This window comes from Cupriavidus alkaliphilus (assembly GCF_900094595.1).
GTDB lineage: Bacteria > Pseudomonadota > Gammaproteobacteria > Burkholderiales > Burkholderiaceae > Cupriavidus > Cupriavidus alkaliphilus.
Genome location: NZ_FMAD01000004.1, coordinates 423,130 through 441,649 on the forward strand (window position 1 = coordinate 423,130; position 18,520 = coordinate 441,649).

Here is an 18,520-nt window from a genome sequence, read left to right on the forward strand (position 1 = left end):
TGGCGATGTCGATCAATCGCAGCGCACGCTCATGCCGCCATCCACCACGATCTCCGCGCCTGTTACGAAGCGTGCTTCGTCGGACGCGAGAAACAGCGCCGCGTTGGCGGTATCGCGGCCGTCGCCCATGAAGCCAAGAGGAATGCGGGCCTGGCGCTGCGCCAGCAGCGCTTCCACGTCGCCGCCTGAACGTTGGCCTGCGAGGCGCACTTCCACCATTGGTGTGTGCATCTGGCCGGGAATGACCGTGTTGACGCGGATGTTCTTCTTGGCATATTCCACGGCGACCACGCGCGAGAGCTGGATGATCCCCGCCTTGGCCGACGCGTAGCCGACCTGCGAAGAGCCAGTCCAGCGGATGCCGGAGGTCGATGCCGTGTTGACAATGGCCCCTCCGCCTTGCTGCTCCATATAGGGGAGAACATGCTTGCAGGCGAGGAAGACGCTCTTCAGGTTGAAGTTGAGCTGCCGGTCCCAGTCCGCTTCACTGAGTTGGACCGGGCCGCCCTTGGCCGATCCACCCACGTTGTTGACCAATACATCCACCCGCCCGAATCGCGCCACGCAGGCTTCGACCATGCCCTTGACCGCAGCCGAGTCCGTCACGTCGCACAGATGGGAGGCATACTCGGCGCCGGTGGCCTCTAGCCGCTCCAGCGTTTCACGCATCGCGTCGCCGCTCTTGTCGACCGCGAAAATCCTGGCGCCTTCCTGCGCAAAGCGCACGGCAACCGCACGACCATTGCCCCAGCCTGGGCCAACGCATCCAGCGCCAGTGACAATGACGACCTTTCCTTCGAGACGGCGAGACATACGGAATCCTTCCTTGCTGCGGATAATGGGTGGTTTGTGGGGTTCAGGCTTGCGCGAGCTCGGGCGCGCTGCCATCGGGCGGCACAACGCCAAAGACATTGATGGTCATGGAAATCAGCGTGTAGTAGCCGGCCAGGCCGACGAGATCCACCACTCGGTCCTTGCCCAGCACCACCATTGCGCGCTGGTACAGCGCATCCGGGACATTGCGGGTGGCGTGCAATACCGTCAGGAATTCGTAGATCACCTGCTCGTCTTCGTTGCCAAACACCGGCTCCTGTCCCGTCCGGATCGCCTCCACCACCTCTTCGGCTACCCCGGCCTTCAGGGCGATGGGCTTATGCGCCCACCATTCAAATTCCGACATCCACGTGCGCGCCATCACCAGAATGGCGAGCTCCGACAGCCGGGGCGGCAACGATGAGTCATAACGGCAGTACTGGCCCAGCGCCTGGGCACGGTTTGCCAGCCCCGGACGGTGCAACCACATCGCAAGCGGACCGCGAACCTGCCCGCGTGGACCGGAAGCGATCGCAGCATGGACTTCCTGCTGCTCGGGTGTCAGTTCTTCGGGTTTCAGTGGCTTGAGACGTTCCATCTGTCGCTTGCGCTCCGTCTTGAGTTCGGAAACGGGGCGCGCGCCATGGCACCGCTCGAGCGCCGTCCGACGAGATCGGCTGCGCTGTCTCCGCTTCATTGTTGGTTTGATGAAGGGTATTCTGGTCGGCGTCGGCGATAGCGTCCAATACAGATTTCGGAAGAGACTGATTCCGTTCTAGAATAAGTCGCAACCTGTCCGAACGACCGCCACTGGCCCCTCACGTCCACCTGCATCCAGGCAGGTTTCGGCCCGCATATCCGCCACTACGCCAAACACTTGCTGTCCGTGGTCAGCCTGGCTGGCCTGGGCCGCGGAATCGCTTTGGTACCGGCTACGCTGGGCAAGGCATCACTCCCCGGAGTGGCCCTGCGCGACATCACCGGGAGCCCGCCATTGCTGAGCGCTGCGCTCGCTCGGCGTGCCACACAGGTAAGCCAGGTCAGGCGACGGGTTCCGCGGTGTCCAGGATCTGGCATACGGGTGTTGTCGCCAGGTTGCCAAATGCGTTGATCAGCGCTTGCGCCTGATCGGCGACCAGCACGCCCGCAGTCAGCGCACGGAACTTTTGCTGGATCGAGTGCGTGCGGACCGGATTCTCGGCCGACCCCGAAGGGTTGGTCTGGTCCTCGCGAAGTGGCACACCGCTCCTCGACTGCAGTTCCACCCAGCCACAAAAGCTGGCCGGGTACAGTGCGTCGAGCTCTGGATCCCGCACGATTTCGATCGCGTTGGCGAGTCCGACGATCTCAGGATCCGACAAGCGGCCTGCAGCGAACTGCGCGGGCAGCACCTCCCCGTCCAGCAGGGCCACCGCCAGCGCGTAGCGGGCGCTCATCTGCGCGTTGAGCACGCTGCCCGGCACGTAGCGATAACCGCATTGCACATCGACCACGGTGGGCATGCCGACGCGGATGGGTCCAGTACCCGCCCAGTCGCCACGGAGCCGCAGCGCGCAATCGACATGGGCGTGCGCACTGCCGCAGCAGGCATAGGGCTTGAAGTTGGTCCTGGGCATATGCCACTCGCTACCCAACCCGTTCAGCAACTCCTCCGCCCTGGGGGACTCGGAGAAGGCCTTGAGCCAGCCACCGTCCGCGGTTTCGAATAGTTGGGTCGGGCCGGAAAGGCCCCGCGCTGCGAGTTCCGCAGCCATGACACCTGCCTGTGCACCGCGTCCCGGATGAAAGCGCTTGGAATCAGTGCCGTCACAGGCGAAGGCAAAGAGGCCGCCGGACTGGGTGCCGGCGAGGCCCAGGGCCCAGGCGGTACGCTCGGCATCGAGGCCGAGCATCACTGCCGAGGCCGCTGCCGCGCCGATCGGCGCGCACACGGCCGTCATATGCCACCCCTTCATCCGCGCCCGCGCCGGCTGCAGCGCCAGCGAGCAGCGGATCATCGTTTCGTAGCCGACTGCGATGGCGGTCTCTACCCGTCCGGGCGGCGCGTCCAGCGTCTCCGCCAGCGCGAATACCGCAGGCAATACCACCGCACCCAGATGGACCTTGGCGTTATGGAAGTCGTCCAGTTCGTAGGCGTGTGCCGCGGCGCCGTTCACCAGTGCCGCGTCTGCGGCGCGGTATCGCCTCCCACGCCTGCCCCATGCCCGGGCCCCGACGCCGCACGGAGCGGCGTAGCCCTCGCTCGCCCAACCGCTGATAGCTAGCGACCAAGGCTCATCATGCCCGGTCAGCCCGGCGCCGAACGTATCCAGCGAGAGTTCGCCAACCGCCTGGCGCACCGCGTCTGGCAGATCGGTATTGCGTATCCCTGCGATCCATCCGGCGATATCGCGCGTGATGGCCATCGATTTCGTTTGCTGATGCATGATTAGCGTCGACGCCTTCTCAATCGATCCGGATATTGGCTGACTTGACGATGCCGGCAACCTTGTCGATCTCGTCCTTGATCACCACCTTGAATTGTTCCGGCGTGGACTGCACCGTTTCGAACGCCAGGTCGTCGAAGCGCGACTTCATGCTGGCTTCCCGCACTGCCTTGTTGACCTCCTGCGACAGCTTGCGGGTGATCTCAGCCGGCAGGTTGGCGGGACCCCAGAGCCCGTACCAGGAGAGCAGTTCGAACCCTGGCAGGCCGCTTTCGGCTACCGTCGGCACGCCGGGGAGCTGCGGAATTCGCTTGCTGCTGGTGACCGCCAGAACCTTCAGGCGTCCGGCCTTGACGAACGGATAGGCGCCCGGCATCGGCGACACCGCCGCCGATACGTGCCCGCCCATCACGTCGTTCAACTGCGGCACGGCGCCCTTGTAGGACACGATATCCATGTCCAGCTTGAATGCATGGCGAATCATCTCTTCCGCGAGATGGCTCGTGGTGCCAAGGCCCGAGGTGGCCCAGGTGTAGGTCCGCGGCTTGGCCTTCGCCAGCTTGACCAGGTCGCGCAGAGAATTGAAAGGAAGGTTGGTGTTGGCCACGACGATCAGCGGCACGTGGCCCACTTGCGCAATCGGCGTGAAGTCCTTGATCGCGTCGTACGGTGCGTTTTTCGCAACCAGCGGCAAGTAGACCTGGCTGGAGGCATTGAAGAGTAGCGTATAGCCATCGGCCGGCGCCTTTGCCACGGCTTCAGATCCGATCATTCCCGATGCGCCGGGCCGATTTTCGATCACAATTGCCTGCCCCATCTGCCGTTGCAGTTGCGCAGCGACCAGGCGACCCACCGTGTCGATCGACCCTCCTGGGGTGTAGGGGATGATCATCTTGATCGGGCGATTGGGATACGCGTCGGCTGCAAATGCGACCGGGTTCCACCCGGCCATCATCGCCACCGCGCCAATAGCGCCAAGCGCCGCGCGGCGCCGCATACCAACTTTCCTTTCCATGCCTGTCTCCTTGGGTCGCCGCGCGGTCATCGCGCCGCGCTATGCAGGGCACTGTAGGGACGGGCATGGATGCCGTCCAATACTGTTTCGCACCATGAGTTATAGGGCTCGCGTATGACGCAGCGCGGGACCTGTGCAAGCGCGTTGCGGCTATCCTAGTGGCCCGTCACGCATGAAATATCAACGGCATGGAACTCCGACAACTGCTTTACTTCGTCACCGTCGCGGATGAACTGAACTTCAGCAAGGCCGCCGTGCGCCTGCACATGTCGCAGCCGCCGCTTTCTCAGCAGATCAAGGCGCTGGAGGACGAGATGGGTGTCGAACTGCTCGTCCGGAACCGTCGGGAAGTACGCCTGACCGATGCGGGTCGCGCATTCCAGGCGGATTGCCGGGCCATGCTCGAACAAGTCCGCGTGGCTGTGACTAAAGCGCAGCGCACCGCGGCCGGAGAGATCGGCACGCTGCAGATCGGGATGGTGACATCGGGAATCTTCCATGTGCTGCCGACCATCTTGACGCGCATGGCGGAGCGCTTCCCCGGCTTGCACATTGCCGTGACCGACATGGGCTCGGCAGATCAGGCGCATGCCGTACTACAGGGCAAGCTCGATATCGGCATCGTGCATTCGGTCCCCACGCGAGGTGGACTGGGCAAGGCCCCCATTTTCACCGAGCATTTCACGGTCGTCGTGCCGGAAGGCCATGCGCTGGCAACGAAGCCTGATCTGACGCTCAGGGATCTGGAAGGCATACCGTTAGTCGCGTTCTCGCGCGAGCATGCGCCAGCACTGTTTGACGGCATGATTGCCTCATGCCTGCATGCGGGTTTCAGTCCCGTCATTGCCCATACGGCACGGAACCCGCTGACCACCTTCCAGATGGTGAAGCTCGGCTTGGGCGTGGCCCTGGTGCCTCGCTCCTACGCACGGGCTGGACTACCGGGTGTGGTGTTCCGCGAGATCGGACAGACCGCCGGCCATATCCAGCTCTATGCAATCTGGCGAGAACAGGCGCCCAGCGACCTGGTCCAGCGAGTCCTGGATGAGGTGATGAGCGAGCCGATCGCGGAATAGCGCGTCATGCGGCCACGCTTTCCCTAGGCGCCAGCGCGGTCAGATAGCTGAGGATGGCACTCACCACCTCATCGGGCCGCTCCGGTAGCAAGGCATGCGCGGCACCGCGGATCGTGAGGTTGGTGACACGATCGCCCAGGTACTCCCTGAGCACGCCGGCATAGCGTTGCGGCGCGATGACGTCAAACTCGGCCTGCACGTTCAGGATCGGTACGTTGCCGCCGGCAAAGAAGTCATCGACTGGCGTGCGCTTCTGTGCAAGCGTCTGCATGGTCATCAACTCCGTATTCCAGCCGTGCAGCCATGGTTCAGGGTCGTTACCGGGCGCGAAGAACACCGCTCGCAGGCTTTCCAGACGTACCGGATCCGGCAAGGCTGTATCCCCGCAACGCTCGATCTGGGCGCGCACTTCCGGTGGAATCGGCACGGCATCTACGCCCTTCGGCACCTTCCCTGCCGAGCCCGCCAGCAATACCAGCGCGCGCACCAGGTCCGGTCGATCGCTCGCTACGGTGCGCGCGATCCAGTTGCCATGTGCGTGCCCGACGATCACGACTGGGGCCTGGCCTGCGTGCTCGATCACCGCCGCGATATCCTCAGCCCAATCGTGCAACGTCTTGTCGGCCAGCGGGCCCGTGCTGCGGCCATTGCCGCGCGGCTCCGGGCAGAGAACCCGGTATCCGGCGGACGACAGCGGCTCAGCAAGTTCCAGCATGTCGGTAGCGCCGCGCCCGAGCGATGGCAACAACACAATAGTCGGACCGGTACCCAACTCATAGACCTCGATCGAAATCGATGCTGAGCGCGGCACGTCATATCTTCGTACTACGCTCGACTGGATGTGCGCATGGGATGTTGGGAGGGCTTTCTGTTCCGTATTGCTTGCCATGAGCTGGTCTCCTTAGTGTTCACGCAAGGACAGCGAACTGCTGTTCCTTGGCCAGTCCACTCTACCGAGGCCGTCGCACAAATTCCAATATGGAATCTGACTGACAGTTATAGGGCTGGCGTCGGATGCGCCCACCCCTTCTTGCGATTAGTCAGCCTTGATGCCGAGCCTGGCTACGACCGCTCCGGGTCTTCACTTTCCGGCCGATCAGCGCGGCGAACTGCTGCGGCGTTCCACCTGCCGGGGCTGCACCATCGGTTCAGACTTGGGCATCGGCTCGCCCCAGCGCTTCGTCGGCAGGTTCCAGCTCCGCCTTCAGCACGGCCAGGTGCGAGATATAAGACTCCAGCTCCGCCCGCCCCTGCGCGGTGATGCAATACACGCGGCCGCTGCCTTCGACCAGCTCCGCGGTAATGGCGCGGGCCATCATCAGGCTGCGCAGGATCGGCCGCAGCGAGCGGATGTTCTTGTCGATGCCGCGCTCGCGCAGCCGGTCGACCAGGCTGAGCACCGTCGACGGGCTGGACTGGACCAGCTTGAGCACATAGATTCTGGAGAAAAACCGGTCAAGGGTAGGCGGTTTCATGGGCGCTGTCGGCGCACCGGATGGTGCGGAATCCTGATCATCATGCGCAGTCCATGACTGCTGCCGCAGTCGGGCACTCTCTGGGAATAAGGGCGCGGATGCGCGGCGCGTCCGCAAAAGAAAACGGGGTGCGCGAAGGCACCCCGAATGCTTGCATTGCGTACGCCGGTCGCGGTCAAGGCGCCGGCGCCATTCCGGGGCGCGCGCTGGCGCTAGTCTTCCTGGAACGCTTCCTCGCGCTTGGCCTTGATCGACGGCAGCGCCACCACTGCCACCAGCGCGGCGGCTGCGATCAGCAGGCCCACCGACAGCGGCCGGGTCACGAACACGCTGAAGTCGCCACGCGACAGCAGCAGCGTGCGGCGGAAGTTTTCTTCCATCATCGGCCCGAGCACGAAGCCGAGCAGCAGCGGCGCGGGTTCGCACTTCAGCTTCAGGAACAGGTAGCCGATCACGCCGAAGCCGGCGGCCATGAACACGTCGAAGGTCTGGTTGTTGACCGAGTACACGCCGATGCCGCAGAACACCAGGATCGCCGGGTACAGGAAGCGGTACGGCACGGTCAGCAGCTTCACCCAGATGCCGATCATCGGCAGGTTCAGGATGATCAGCATCAGGTTGCCGATCCACATCGAGGCGATCAGGCCCCAGAACAGCGACGGGTTGCTGGTCATCACCTGCGGGCCGGGCTGGATGTTGTGGATAGTCATCGCCCCCACCATCAGCGCCATCACCGCGTTGGGCGGGATGCCCAGCGTCAGCAGCGGGATGAACGAGGTCTGCGCCGCGGCGTTGTTGGCCGATTCCGGACCGGCCACGCCTTCGATCGCGCCCTTGCCGAATTCGTGCGCGTTCTTGGACGTCTTCTTCTCGAGCGAGTACGCCGCGAACGAAGCCAGCGAAGCGCCGCCGCCCGGCAGGATGCCCAGCGCCGAACCCAGCGCGGTGCCGCGCAGCACGGCCGGGATCATGCGCTTGAAGTCTTCGCGGGTCGGGAACAGGTTGGTGACCTTGTTGGTGAAGGTCTCGCGGGCTTCCTTCTGCTCCAGGTTGGCGATGATCTCGGCAAAGCCGAACATGCCCATCGCCAGCGCCACGAAGTCGATGCCGTCGGTCAGCTCCGGCACGTCGAACGAGAAGCGCGCGGCGCCCGAGTTGACGTCGGTGCCGATCAGGCCCAGCAGCAGGCCCAGCACGATCATCGCGATCGCCTTGGGCAGCGAGCCGGAAGCCAGCACCACGGCACCGATCAGCCCCAGCACCATCAGCGAGAAGTATTCGGCCGGGCCGAACTTGAAGGCGATTTCCGACAGCGGCGTGGCGAAGGCGGCCAGGATCAGCGTGGCCACGCAGCCGGCGAAGAACGAGCCCAGACCCGCTGTCGCCAGCGCCACCCCCGCTCGTCCCCGCCGCGCCATCTGGTAGCCGTCGATGGTGGTCACCACCGACGACGATTCACCGGGCAGGTTCACCAGGATGGCGGTGGTCGAGCCACCATACTGCGCACCGTAGTAGATGCCGGCCAGCATGATCAGCGCGGCCACCGGCGGCAGCGTGTAGGTGATCGGCAGCAGCATGGCGATGGTGGCCAGCGGCCCCAGGCCCGGCAGTACGCCGATCAGTGTCCCCAGCACGCAGCCCAGGAAGGCATAGGCCAGGTTCTGCAGCGACAGCGCCGTGGAGAAGCCCAGCGCGAGGTGTTCAAACAATTCCATGATGCGGCGCTCCTTAACCGGTGATGAAGGCCGGCCACACCGGCATCTGCAGGTTGATGCCGTACACGAACGCGCCCAGGCTGATCAGCACCAGCACCACCGCGTTGAGCAGCGCGCCCTTCCAGCTGAACTCATGGCTCGCCATCGACGACACCAGCACCAGCACGAACACCGACAGCACCATGCCCAGCGGCTTGAGCAGCAGGCCGAACAGCACCACCGAGCCCAGGATCCACAGCAGGGTCTTCAGGTCCCAGCGCGCCAGATGGTCTTGCTCGCCCTTCGGCGACATCGAAGTCAGCAACACCACCGCGCCCAGCACGGCAAGCACCAGGCCCAGCAGGAATGGAAAATATCCGGGTCCCATCTTGGCGGCCGTCCCCATGGAATAGCCGCGAGCGACCCAGGAAAAGCCCAGCCCGACCAGGATGAACATCAGGCCGGAGGCAAAGTCCTTTTGGCTGCGTATGCGCAAAACGATTCTCCTCAAAGTTCACGAAATGCCGTGCCGGGGGCGCACTGGCTCAGGCGCGCCGCGCATGCAGGACGGCATGCTTCCCGACGGTTGACCCGAACCTTAGAGACGTGATCTTTCAGGTGCCTTTCATTTGTCCGGTTTTAGGGGTATTTACCAATAACCCCTTAAAACAAGGCAAATCCGGCGATGGCGCATGCGCAAATACATCACGTTGTGATGTATTTGGACGCAAGGAATCCGAACGGAGACTCGACAGGAACGTCAGGCGAAACAAGACGGCGCGCACCCTTGCATCGACGCAAGGGTGCGGCCGCAAAGACGCGCGCCGCTGCCGGGTCGGCGGGCACGCGCGCGCTGGGAGGGAGTGCCAGCGATGACACGATGACACATCGATCTTTCGGAAGGCTTTCAATGCGGACGTCGCAGAGCAATCAGCGAGCGGCTTCGGCAGCTGGCCTGGCGCTGCTCGCCGCATCGACAACCTCGCCGGCGTCTTCACAGGGCGTGCCCATGCTGGTATCGGGCGCCTGCCCCACCGCCTCCGCGGGATGCGCCACGGCGGGCAGGATCTGGCTGCCACGCCAGTTGCCGAAGCGGTAGTAGCCGAGCGCCAGCGCCAGCGACACCACCGAGCCGAGCGGGAAGCTCCACCAGATCGCGTCGGCGCCGATGCGCGGGCCCAGCGCCCACGCGAACGGCAGCCGGATCACCCACATCGACAGGAACAGGATCACCAGCGGCGCCATCACCGCGCCGGTGGCGCGCACCGTGCCGAAGATGACGATGGTGAAGCCGAACAGGATGAACGACCACAGCACCACCACGTTGATATGCTGGGCGATGCCGATGGCGACGCCGTCGGTGCCGAGGAACAGGCCCAGCGAATGGCGGTTGAACAGGTAGATCAGCGCCACCAGCGCGCCGGTCATGGCCACGTTGAACAGCAGCCCCATGCGCGTGATGCGCGCCACGCGCTGCCACAGCCCGGCGCCGACGTTCTGCGCCACCATCGACGACACGCTGGCGCCCACCGCCAGCGCGGGCATCTGCACATAGGTCCACAGCTGCGACGCCACGCCATATGCGGCGGTGGTCTGCGAGCCATAGGCGTTGACCAGCGCCATCATCACGATCGCGGACGACGAGATCACCACCATCTGCAGGCCCATCGGCAGGCCCTTGACCACCAGCGCGCGCAGGATCGCCGGGGCCGGCACCAGCAGCGCCAGCTGGCCGCGATGCAGCAGCAGGAAATGCCGACGCCGGTACAGCAGCGCCATCATCGCCGCCAGGCTCGCGAGCTGGGCGATCAGCGTGGCCAGCGCCGAGCCGGCGATGCCCATGGCGGGGATCGGGCCCACGCCGAAGATCAGCACCGGGTTGAGCACCACGTCCAGCACCACCGACAGCAGCATGAACCAGAACGGCGTGCGCGAATCGCCGGCGCCGCGCAGCGTCATCATCACGAAGTTGTAGAAGTACATGAACGGCAGCGCCAGGAAAATGATGCGCAGATAGGCCACCGCCAGCGGCGCGGCGTCGGGCGGGGTCCGCATCGCTGCCAGGATGTCGGGGGTGTAGAAATAGCCGAACGCCGAGGCCAGCACCGACAGCGCGACGAAGAAAGTGGTGCTGGTACCCACCACGCGGCGCGCCTCGTCGACGTCGCGCGCGCCGACGGCCTGGCCGATCATGATGGTGTTGGCCATGCTGATGCCGAACACCACGCCGAGCAGGAAGAACAGGATGATGTTGGCGTTGGAGGTGGCGGTCAGCGCGGCCTCGCCCAGGAAGCGCCCGACCCAGACCGAGTTGATCGAGGCGTTCAGCGACTGCAGGATGTTGCTGCCGAGCACCGGCAGCGAGAACAGCAGCAAGGTCCGGCCGATCGGGCCGGTGGTCAGTCTGGCATCGGGCTTCATGGGGCGTCGGCTGGCGGAAATCCGCCCAGTCTATGCCTGCCTACAGGGCGCTTCAAGCACGCCAGGCTGCGTCTCGCGCCGTTTTTTACCTGAATGAGTTATTTTCCGGCGATGGCCGGCGACCCCATACTCCGCAAGGGACCAGCGCGTCCCGGGCCGGCTGCCGGACGGTGATATCCGGGATTGTTCGGGCTTATCCGGATGGATCCGACCTGCGCGAGCGCCTTCCGTCGCTGTCAAAACAAGGAGGTGGGGTCATGTTTGTCGGTTTCGAGCCTGTTGCCGGCGCCCTGGTGCCGTTTGCCTATGACTGGCCGATGGTGGGCCTGTCTTTCCTGATCTCGGTGTGCGGCGCCTACGTCGGCCTGCGCTGGTCGCGCCGGGTGCGACAGCCCGACGGGCGCCTGGACGTCGACCGGCTGCTGTGCGCCAGCGTGGCGCTGGGCGGCGGCGCGGTCTGGTCGATGCATTTCATCGGCATGGTCGCCTACCAGACCCCGACCCACCGCGAGTTCGGGCTGTTCACCACGCTGGCCTCGCTGCTGGTGGTGATGGTGCTGGCCGGCGCGGGCCTGGCAATCGCGTCGCGGCCGCGCGGCAGCCGTACCGGCAACGTGGTGCAGGGCGGCGTACTGACCGGACTGGGCGTGGTGGCGATGCACTACACCGGCATGGCGGCGATCCGCTCCAATACCCGCTTCGACTGGGATCTCGCCATCATCGGGCTGTCGGTGGTGATCGCGGTGGTGGTGTCGGTGGTGGCGCTGTGGCTGGCCGTCACGGTGAAGACCGGCGGCAAGCAGCTGGCGGCGGCCGTGGTGATGGGAGTGGCAGTCTGCGGCATGCACTACACCGGCATGTCGGCCGGCACCATGATCTGCACCAGCCCGACCTACGCGCCCAGCCTGTTTGCGATCGAGGGCGACAGCATCGGCTATGCGGTGTTCGGGCTGAGCCTGATCACGCTGCTGGTGATCCTGGTGGTGGAGGCCACGCGCACCGGCGCCGTGGCCGGAACCCCCGCCATGGCACGCACCCGCGATTCCGCCTGACCGCGGACGAACGGGCCGGCGCCCAGCGCGCCCGTTCCCGCACATTCCTGGCGGGCCGGCACCCGGCGCGCTGCATGAACGCGGCGGCCGGGTTAAGCTTGCGGTTTCACCGCCCACCAGGAGAACACGCATGTACCAGGATCTCGCCCTCTATATCGACGGGGAATTCATCAAGGGAGGCGACCGGCGCGAGCAGGAGGTCATCAACCCGGCCACGCAGGAAGTGCTGGGCCAGCTGCCGCACGCCACGCGCGCCGACCTGGACCGCGCCCTGGCCGCCGCGCAGCGCGCCTTCGAAACCTGGAAGAAGACCTCGCCGCTGGAGCGCGGCAAGATTCTGCGCCGCGTCGGCGAGCTCGCCCGTGAGCGCGCCCGCGACATCGGCCGCAATATCACGCTGGACCAGGGCAAGCCGCTGGCTGAGGCAGTCGGCGAGATCATGGTCTGCGCCGAGCACGCCGACTGGCACGCGGAGGAATGCCGCCGCATCTACGGCCGCGTGATCCCGCCGCGCCAGCCCAATGTGCGCCAGCTGGTGGTGCGCGAGCCGATCGGCGTCTGCGCCGCGTTCACGCCGTGGAATTTCCCCTTCAACCAGGCCATCCGCAAGATCGTCGCCGCGGTGGGCGCGGGCTGCACGCTGATCCTGAAGGGACCGGAGGACTCGCCCAGCGCGGTGGTGGCGCTGGCGCAGCTGTTTCACGATGCCGGCCTGCCCCCGGGCGTGCTCAACATCGTCTGGGGCGTGCCGGCCGAGGTCTCGACCTACCTGATCGAATCGCCGATCGTGCGCAAGATCTCCTTCACCGGCTCGGTGCCGGTGGGCAAGCAGCTGGCGGCGCTGGCCGGCGCGCACATGAAGCGCGTGACCATGGAGCTGGGCGGGCATTCGCCGGTGCTGGTGTTCGACGATGCCGACATCGACCCGGCCGCCGAGATGCTGGCGCGCTTCAAGCTGCGCAACGCCGGCCAGGTGTGCGTGTCGCCCACGCGCTTCTACGTCCAGGAGAAGGCCTATGACCGCTTCCTGGCGCGCTTTACCGAGGTGATCGGCTCGATCAAGGTCGGCAACGGCCTGGAAGACGGCACCCAGATGGGCCCGCTGGCGCATGAGCGCCGCGTGCTGTCGATGGAGCAGTTCCTCGACGATGCCAGCCAGCGTGGCGGCAAGGTGGTGGCGGGCGGCTCGCGCCTGGGTGACAAGGGATACTTCTTCGCCCCCACCGTGGTCACCGACCTGCCCGACGACTCGCGCCTGATGACCGACGAGCCGTTCGGCCCGGTAGCGCCGGTGACGCGCTTCAAGGACACCGCCGAGGTGCTGCGCCGCGCCAACAGCCTGCCCTTCGGCCTGGCATCGTATGTGTTCACCAACTCGCTGAAGACCGCGACCGAGGTGTCGAATGGCCTCGAAGCCGGCATGGTCAACATCAACCACTTCGGCATGGCGCTGGCCGAGACCCCGTTCGGCGGCATCAAGGATTCGGGCATCGGCAGCGAAGGCGGCCTGGAGACCTTCGACGGCTACCTGGTGACCAAGTTCATCACCCAGGCCTGAGCGCCCGGGCACCGTCCAAGGCGGCGTGCCGCCGGCTCCCTCCCCGGGGCCGGCGGCGCCTCCCCGTCAGCGGAAGAAGATGCCGCGCGTCAGGAACGTATGATTCGCTTCTTCCGCCATCAGCCAGACCAGCACCAGCAGGCACAGCGGCGGGATCAGGATGGCGCAGATCAGCGCCATGCGCTCCCATGCCATGTGCATGAACACCGCCACGATCAACCCGGCCTTCAGCGACATGAACAGCAGGATCAGGGTCCAGCGCAGGTAGCCGCTGACATGGAAGTAATCGACCATGTACGACAGCGCGGACAGCACGAACAGCAGCAGCCAGATCTTCAGGTACAGCCCGATCGGATGCTGCTGGCCGTGGTGCGCGGCGTCCCCGCCAGCGGCATGCGCAGGCGTTGCAGGCGCCGCGGGGGTTGCAGGGTTCGATGCCATGGCCACCCTCACCAGAGATAGAACAGCGCAAAGATGAACACCCATACCAGGTCGACGAAGTGCCAGTACAGGCCGGCAATCTCGACGATCTGGTAGTTGCCGGTCGCTTCGTAGCGCCCGCGCAGCACGCGCGTGGCCACCACCAGCAGGTAGATCACGCCGCATGACACATGCAGGCCGTGGAAGCCCGTGATCATGAAGAAGGTGGAGCCGAACTGCGCCGCCCCCATCGGGTTGCCCCACGGCCGCACGCCCTCGTCGACGATCAGCTTGGTCCATTCGAAGGCCTGCATGCCGACGAACAGCGCGCCGAACGCCGCGGTGATGAACATCAGCGTCGCGCATTCGCGGCGCGCGCGGCGGTAGGCAAAGTTGACCGCCATCGCCATGGTGCCGCTGCTGGTGATCAGCACGAAGGTCATGATGGCGATCAGCAGCAGCGGGATGTCGGCGCCGCCCACGTGCAGCGCGAACACCTCGCTCGGGTTGGGCCACGGCACCGTGGTCGACATGCGCACGGTCATGTAGCCGGTCAGGAAGCAGCTGAAGACGAAGGTGTCGGACAGCAGGAAGATCCACATCATCGCCTTGCCCCACGACACCTTGAAGGCCTGCTGGTCCGCCGACCAGTCGGCCAGCATGCCGCGCACGCCGCCGAGCGGCGGCGCGGGCGGCGCGGGCGCGACCGCGGGGGCGGCCGATGGTGAAGACAGTTGCGTGGACATGCCGGTCCTCCTTGCCGCCGGCGCTAGGCCGTGCCGCAGATGTAGCGCACCAGTTCGGGCGTGAGCCATCCCAGCGCCGCCAGCAGCACCGCCCACACCGCCAGCAGGAAATGCCAGTAGCGCGCGCACAGCCGCAGGCGCAGCACCGCGGCCTCGCCGCTGCCGCGCGCCGTCATGGCGAAGCCCCAGCCAGCCAGGCCGCCCAGCACGTGCAGCCCGTGCATCGCGGTCAGCAGGTAGAAGAAGCTGCCGGCCGGATTGCCGGCCGGCATCACCTGCATCGCGCCGAGCGCCTGCCATGCCCACAGCTGCGAGGCGACGAAAGCGGCCGCCCCCAGCCCGCCCAGGCGCAGCGCGCGCCTGGCCGCGGCCATCTCGCCCCGGCCCGCCGCGCGCGAGGCCACCGCCATCGCCACACTGCCCGCGGCCAGCAGCGCGGTCGACAGCCATACCTGCCACGGCAGCGCGATGCGGTGCCAGTCGGGGCTGTCCATGCGCAGCGCGTAGGCCGTCAGGAACAGCGCGAACAGCGACGTGACCACGCCCATGAACACCCACAGGCCGATGCTGGCGGGTGCGCGGCGCTGCGGATGGCGGTTGGCGGCGTTCTCGCCGGACGGGTTGCCGCCGAAGTCGTCGCGGCTGACCTTGTAGACGGCGTCGGCGTTCATGCTACGGCTCCACGGCTGGCGTGCGGTTCAGGCTCCGGCCCGCCTTCTTCCGGCGGCGCGTTCTGGGCGATAAAGTCGTCGCGCGCGCCCGGCACGCTGTAGGCATAGGCCCAGCGGTACACCACCGGCAGGTGCGGGCCCCAGTTGCCGTGCGCGGGCGGGGTCTGCGGCGTCTGCCATTCCAGCGAGGCCGCGCGCCACGGGTTGCCATCGGCCTTGCGCCCGTGCCGCAGGCTCCAGAACAGGTTGAAGACAAAGATCAGCTGCGCCGTGGCGACCACGAACGCGGCCACCGAGATATACATGTTCATCACATGCGCGGATTCCGGGATAAAGGCGTAGTTCTCCCAGGCGTAGTAGCGCCGCGGCATGCCGAGCACGCCCAGGTAGTGCATCGGGAAGAAGATGGCATAGGTGCCGACGAAGGTCACCCAGAAGTGGATGTTGCCCATCCTGTCGTCCAGCATCCGCCCCGTCACCTTGGGATACCAGTGGTAGAGCCCGCCGAACACCACCAGGATCGGCGACACGCCCATCACCATGTGGAAGTGCGCCACCACGAAGTAGGTATTCGACAGCGGGATATCGACGCTGACGTTGCCCAGGAACAGCCCGGTCAGCCCGCCGATGATGAAAGTGCTGATGAAGGCGATGGCGAACAGCATCGGCACGGTGAAATGGATATCGCCGCGCCATAGCGTGATGACCCAGTTGTAGACCTTGATCGCGGTCGGGATCGCGATGATCAGCGTGGTGGTGGCGAAGAAGAAGCCGAAATACGGGTTCATGCCGCTGACGAACATATGGTGCGCCCACACCACCACCGACAGCACGCCGATCGCCAGGATCGCCCAGACCATGGTGCGGTAGCCGAAGATGCTCTTGCGCGAATGCACGCTGATCAGGTCCGAGACGATGCCGAAGGCCGGCAGCGCGACGATATAGACCTCGGGGTGGCCGAAGAACCAGAACAGGTGCTGGAACAGCAGCGGGCTGCCGCCCTTGTACTGCAGCTGCTGCCCCATCGACACCATCGCCGGCATGAAGAAGCTGGTGCCCATGGTCTTGTCGAGCAGCATCATCACCGCCGACACGAACAGCGCCGGAAACGCCAGCAGCGCGAGGATGGTCGCCATGAAGATGCCCCACACCGACAGCGGCATGCGCAGCAGCGTCATGCCCTCGGTGCGCGCCTGCAGCACGGTGGTGACGTAGTTGAGCCCGCCCATCGTCGCCGCGACAATGAAGATCGCCAGCGATACCAGCATCAGGATGATGCCCCAGTCGTGCCCCGGCGTGCCGGGCAGGATGGCCTGCGGCGGATACAGCGTCCAGCCCGCGCCGGTGGGCCCGCCCGGCACGAAGAAGCTGGCCAGCAGCACGATCACCGACAGCAGGTAGACCCAGAAGCTGAGCATGTTGAGGAAGGGGAACACCATGTCGCGTGCCCCCACCATCAGCGGGATCAGGTAGTTGCCGAAACCGCCCAGGAACAGCGCGGTCAGCAGGTAGATCACCATGATCATGCCGTGCATGGTGACGAACTGGTAGTAGCGGTTGACGTCGATAAACTCGAAGCGGCCCGGGAAGCCCAGCTGCATGCGCATCAGGTTCGACAGCGCCACGCCCACCAGGCCCACCACGATCGCCACGATGGTGTATTGCACGGCGATGACCTTGTGGTCCTGGCTCCAGACATAGCGCGTCCAGAAGCTCTGCGGCGCATGATGGGCGGCGTCATCGGCGTAGGCCATGCGGGTCTCCTCACTGGCGCGGCGGCGCGGGCGCAGCCGTGGGCGGCACCGCGACGGCCGTCGAAGTGGTATAGGTGCCGGACGCGGCGCCGGCCGTGGCCGCGGGTGCTGCCGAACCCGCCGCCGCGGTCGTGGCGGCGCTGGTGGCGGCTGCTGGCCCCGGCGGCACGTCCGCGGGAGCGACCGGCGCCACCGTGCCGGCGTCGGCCGCGCCGCTGCTGACCGACTTGATATACGCGGTCAGCGCCGCGACCTCGTCGTCGCTGATCGGCACCTTCGGCATCACCGGACCGTAGCCCTTGACCAGCCGCGCATGCGGGTCCGCAATCTCCTTGTGCAGGAAGGCATCGTCCACCCTGGCGCTGCTGCCGTCGGCAAAGCTTTCGGTCTTGCCGTACAGTCCCTTCCAGGTCGGCCCCACGCCCGGATTGCCGTCGATGCTGTGGCAGCCGACGCAGCCCTTGCTCTGCGCCAGCGCGCGGCCCTTCTCGATGGTGCCGGCCGCGCCCGCGGCACCTGGCGCTGCCGCGGCCATCGCAGCGGGTGGCGCCGCGGCCTTCGCCAGCGTCATGGCAAAGGTCTGCTGCTTTGCCAGCCACGCCTCGAACGCGGCCGGCTCTTCCACCACCACCGTGCCGCGCATGTTGTAATGCCCCACGCCGCACAGCTGCGCGCACAGGATGTCGAAGCGTCCCGTCTGCGTCGGCGTGAACCAGAATGACGTCACCATGCCCGGCACCATATTCATGCGCGCGCGGAACGGCGGCACGTAGAAGTCATGCAGCACGTCCTTGGAGCGCAGCAGCACCTTGACCGGCTGGTTCAGCGGCAGGTGCACCTCCGGGCCGACGATAACGATGTTGTCGAGCCCGCGCGGATCGTCCGGGTCCAGCCCGAGCGGATTGGCGCCGGTGACGAAGCGCGCGTCGGAAGCGCCCAGCTGCCCGCTCTTGCCGGGAAAGCGGAAGGCCCACGACCACTGCTGCCCGACCACTTCCATCACCATCGCCTCGCGCGGCGGGCGCACGTAGTCGGCGTAGACGAACAAACCCGGCGCCAGCAGCAAGATCACGCCCAGCGTGGTGCCGCCGATCAGCCACAGTTCCAGCCTGCTGTTTTCGGGGTGATAGGACGCTCGGTGGCCGCTGCCGCCGTTGGGATGCGGCGCATCATGGCGGAAGCGCCAGACGATGTAGCCGACGAACAGGTTGATGCCGATAAAGAAGATGCCGGTGATGACGAGGGTAATGGTCAGCGTGTCGTCCATCTGTTTCCAGTTGGACGCCAGCGGCGTTGCCCACCACGGGCTCAGGAAATGGAAGAGCACCGATGCGGCAACCATGACGACGAGTGCGATGGCCATCGCCATATCCACCCTCCTCCTCGCGCGCGGCGAGGG

17 protein-coding genes are annotated in these 18,520 nt (G+C 65.9%); 3 read left to right on the plus strand and 14 right to left on the minus strand.

All coding sequences use genetic code 11. The features are described from left to right. Positions 1 to 12: 12 nt before the first annotated feature. The 4 genes from GA0116996_RS11295 to GA0116996_RS11310 all read right to left on the minus strand — a co-directional run bounded on the left by GA0116996_RS11295 (position 13) and on the right by GA0116996_RS11310 (position 4,254). Entirely contained in the window at positions 13 to 813 is an 801-nt protein-coding gene (locus GA0116996_RS11295; protein ID WP_092310813.1) for an SDR family NAD(P)-dependent oxidoreductase, read from the minus strand. Positions 814 to 856: 43 nt separating this feature from the next. Next, positions 857 to 1,411, minus strand: a complete 555-nt coding sequence (locus GA0116996_RS11300; RefSeq protein WP_092310816.1) for a carboxymuconolactone decarboxylase family protein — start codon at positions 1,409 to 1,411, stop codon at positions 857 to 859. A gap of 442 nt (positions 1,412 to 1,853) precedes the next feature. Then, positions 1,854 to 3,239, minus strand: a complete 1,386-nt coding sequence (locus GA0116996_RS11305; protein WP_092310819.1) for an MmgE/PrpD family protein — start codon at positions 3,237 to 3,239, stop codon at positions 1,854 to 1,856. Positions 3,240 to 3,258: 19 nt separating this feature from the next. After that, positions 3,259 to 4,254 carry a Bug family tripartite tricarboxylate transporter substrate binding protein gene (locus tag GA0116996_RS11310; protein ID WP_092310822.1) on the minus strand — a complete coding sequence of 332 codons (996 nt, stop codon included), beginning with the start codon at positions 4,252 to 4,254 and terminating at the stop codon, positions 3,259 to 3,261. A 188-nt stretch (positions 4,255 to 4,442) separates the two neighbouring features. On the opposite strand from GA0116996_RS11310, the gene GA0116996_RS11315 reads away from it, so the two are divergent. Further along, positions 4,443 to 5,330, plus strand: coding sequence for a LysR family transcriptional regulator (locus GA0116996_RS11315; RefSeq protein ID WP_092310825.1), 888 nt, complete (start codon positions 4,443 to 4,445; stop codon positions 5,328 to 5,330). 4 nt (positions 5,331 to 5,334) lie between these two features. On the opposite strand, the gene GA0116996_RS11320 is transcribed toward GA0116996_RS11315, so the two are convergent. The 5 genes from GA0116996_RS11320 to GA0116996_RS11340 all read right to left on the minus strand — a co-directional run bounded on the left by GA0116996_RS11320 (position 5,335) and on the right by GA0116996_RS11340 (position 10,920). Continuing rightward, entirely contained in the window at positions 5,335 to 6,219 is an 885-nt protein-coding gene (locus GA0116996_RS11320) for an alpha/beta fold hydrolase (protein ID WP_092310828.1), read from the minus strand. A 259-nt stretch (positions 6,220 to 6,478) separates the two neighbouring features. Continuing rightward, a complete protein-coding gene (locus GA0116996_RS11325) occupies positions 6,479 to 6,805 on the minus strand; it encodes a helix-turn-helix transcriptional regulator (protein ID WP_092310830.1) in 327 nt (108 codons plus the stop codon). Positions 6,806 to 7,017: 212 nt separating this feature from the next. Next, entirely contained in the window at positions 7,018 to 8,520 is a 1,503-nt protein-coding gene (locus GA0116996_RS11330; RefSeq protein ID WP_092310851.1) for a tripartite tricarboxylate transporter permease, read from the minus strand. Positions 8,521 to 8,533: 13 nt separating this feature from the next. After that, positions 8,534 to 8,995, minus strand: coding sequence for a tripartite tricarboxylate transporter TctB family protein (locus GA0116996_RS11335; RefSeq protein ID WP_092310854.1), 462 nt, complete (start codon positions 8,993 to 8,995; stop codon positions 8,534 to 8,536). A 434-nt stretch (positions 8,996 to 9,429) separates the two neighbouring features. Then, positions 9,430 to 10,920: an MATE family efflux transporter gene (locus GA0116996_RS11340; protein ID WP_092310857.1), complete on the minus strand. Its 1,491-nt coding sequence runs from the start codon at positions 10,918 to 10,920 to the stop codon at positions 9,430 to 9,432. A 257-nt stretch (positions 10,921 to 11,177) separates the two neighbouring features. On the opposite strand from GA0116996_RS11340, the gene GA0116996_RS11345 reads away from it, so the two are divergent. Next, on the plus strand, positions 11,178 to 11,972 hold the full coding sequence (locus tag GA0116996_RS11345; protein WP_092310860.1) for an MHYT domain-containing protein: 795 nt from the start codon (positions 11,178 to 11,180) through the stop codon (positions 11,970 to 11,972). A 130-nt stretch (positions 11,973 to 12,102) separates the two neighbouring features. Next, positions 12,103 to 13,530: an NAD-dependent succinate-semialdehyde dehydrogenase gene (locus tag GA0116996_RS11350; protein WP_092310863.1), complete on the plus strand. Its 1,428-nt coding sequence runs from the start codon at positions 12,103 to 12,105 to the stop codon at positions 13,528 to 13,530. Between the two features lie 66 nt (positions 13,531 to 13,596). Here GA0116996_RS11350 and GA0116996_RS11355 read toward each other — a convergent pair whose 3' ends face one another. From GA0116996_RS11355 to GA0116996_RS11375, 5 genes are read right to left on the minus strand one after another with little or no spacing between them, the layout of a single operon-like run. After that, complete coding sequence (locus GA0116996_RS11355) at positions 13,597 to 13,971, minus strand: cytochrome C oxidase subunit IV family protein (RefSeq protein WP_092310866.1); 375 nt, start codon at positions 13,969 to 13,971, stop codon at positions 13,597 to 13,599. A gap of 8 nt (positions 13,972 to 13,979) precedes the next feature. Next, positions 13,980 to 14,696, minus strand: a complete 717-nt coding sequence (locus GA0116996_RS11360; RefSeq protein ID WP_092310869.1) for a heme-copper oxidase subunit III family protein — start codon at positions 14,694 to 14,696, stop codon at positions 13,980 to 13,982. A 23-nt stretch (positions 14,697 to 14,719) separates the two neighbouring features. Beyond that, positions 14,720 to 15,367 (minus strand): cytochrome c oxidase subunit 3 family protein, encoded by a 648-nt coding sequence (locus GA0116996_RS11365; protein WP_092310872.1) that lies wholly within the window; start codon positions 15,365 to 15,367, stop codon positions 14,720 to 14,722. Then, on the minus strand, positions 15,364 to 17,121 hold the full coding sequence (gene ctaD, locus GA0116996_RS11370; protein WP_092310875.1) for a cytochrome c oxidase subunit I: 1,758 nt from the start codon (positions 17,119 to 17,121) through the stop codon (positions 15,364 to 15,366). The genes GA0116996_RS11365 and ctaD overlap by 4 nt, the downstream gene beginning before the upstream one ends. A 10-nt stretch (positions 17,122 to 17,131) precedes the next feature. Next, positions 17,132 to 18,490 carry a cytochrome c oxidase subunit II gene (locus tag GA0116996_RS11375; protein ID WP_092310877.1) on the minus strand — a complete coding sequence of 453 codons (1,359 nt, stop codon included), beginning with the start codon at positions 18,488 to 18,490 and terminating at the stop codon, positions 17,132 to 17,134. Positions 18,491 to 18,520 lie beyond the last annotated feature (30 nt).